2 protein-coding genes are annotated in these 1,304 nt (G+C 42.8%); both read left to right on the forward strand.

Annotated features, from left to right (window positions below; all coding sequences use genetic code 11):
• Window positions 1-766, forward strand: a 766-nt coding sequence (locus tag F6K53_RS43080; RefSeq protein WP_293086804.1) for an HNH endonuclease, incomplete at its 5' end; no start/stop codon positions are given.
• Window positions 767-835: 69 nt separating this feature from the next.
• Window positions 836-1,300: an FcoT family thioesterase gene (locus F6K53_RS43085; RefSeq protein WP_293086807.1), complete on the forward strand. Its 465-nt coding sequence runs from the start codon at window positions 836-838 to the stop codon at window positions 1,298-1,300.
• The last annotated feature ends 4 nt before the right edge of the window (window positions 1,301-1,304 follow it).

Raw genomic sequence — 1,304 nt, forward strand, 5'->3', positions numbered from 1 at the left:
GCTTTATGGTTACGAACTTCGGGAATATTTGCTTGAAAAATGGAATCGTAAGTGTGCTTACTGCGGGGTAACAGGAACTCAACTAGAAGTTGAACACATTAAACCATTATCCAAAGGCGGTTCTAATCGAGTTTCTAATTTAGCGATTGGCCGTAGGCCACGCTACGCGATCGCGTGTCGTCCATGTAACCAGGCTAAATCTAACCAAGACATTGAGCTTTTCCTGTCTAAAAAGCCTAGCATTTTGAAGCGCATACTAAGTCAAGCCAAACGTCCTCTGGCTGATGCGGCTTCTGTCAATACGACCCGCTGGAAGTTGTATCACGATATCAAATCAATAGGATTGCCTGTTGAAGTAGGTAGCGGTGGATTAACCAAATTCAATAGATGCCGCCAAAGTCTTCCTAAAACTCATTGGTTAGATGCGGCGAATGTTGGAAAAGTTGAAACACTGATTGTTGAAGTAACCAATCCTTTGGTAATAACAGCTAAGGGACACGGCACTCGTCAGCTCTGTAGGACTAATAAGTATGGGTTTCCCACTCGTCATTGCTCCAGAATTAAATTTCACAAAGGCTTTCAGACAGGAGATATTGTCCGCGCCGTGGTGACTAAGGGGAAGAAGATCGGTACTTATGTAGGACGGGTCGCAACCAGAAAATCAGGGTCTTTCAATATCTCAACTAAATCAGGACTGGTGCAAGGGATTAGTCACAAATATTGTAAATTTATTCACAGAAAGGATGGTTATGCTTATACAAACTAGACTCTGTCCTCCTTTTCCTCTCACCGTTAACCCTGCGGGTATAACGGGAGTCTCCAAGGAGGTAGAAAGATGAATGAAGACGAATTGTTGAATGAGGTTTTATGTGTCTACGAAAACCAGTGCCGATATCTCAAGGAAGTTGAGCTTGATGGCAAACAAGCGTGGGGTAGGTTCTCCGTACCTGAAACCCACTACGCAGTAAAAGGACGTAAGTACCATTTAAATGCTGCTGAAGCGATCATAGTCTACGAACAAATAATGTATGTGGCTATTGGCAACATTTTTATTCATGGGCTACTCGACCTCAAGCAATTGCCTAGGGACATATTTTTTCCAACAGTTGTCGATGAAAAGACACTAATATCGCGACTCCAAGCACGGTTTTCAAAATCAGTGAATTCCAATGATTTTTCTGGCGTTTTCAGCATTAAAAAAATACTGCAGCGAGGGGAAAAATATTGGTTCAAGACGATGTTTGAAATTAATGATAACGCCAGATCGGAAGAGCGTCGGGCTGGTAGACGTAGGATGTGAATGG

It is taken from the genome of Moorena sp. SIO4A1, assembly GCF_010672065.1.
GTDB lineage: Bacteria > Cyanobacteriota > Cyanobacteriia > Cyanobacteriales > Coleofasciculaceae > Moorena.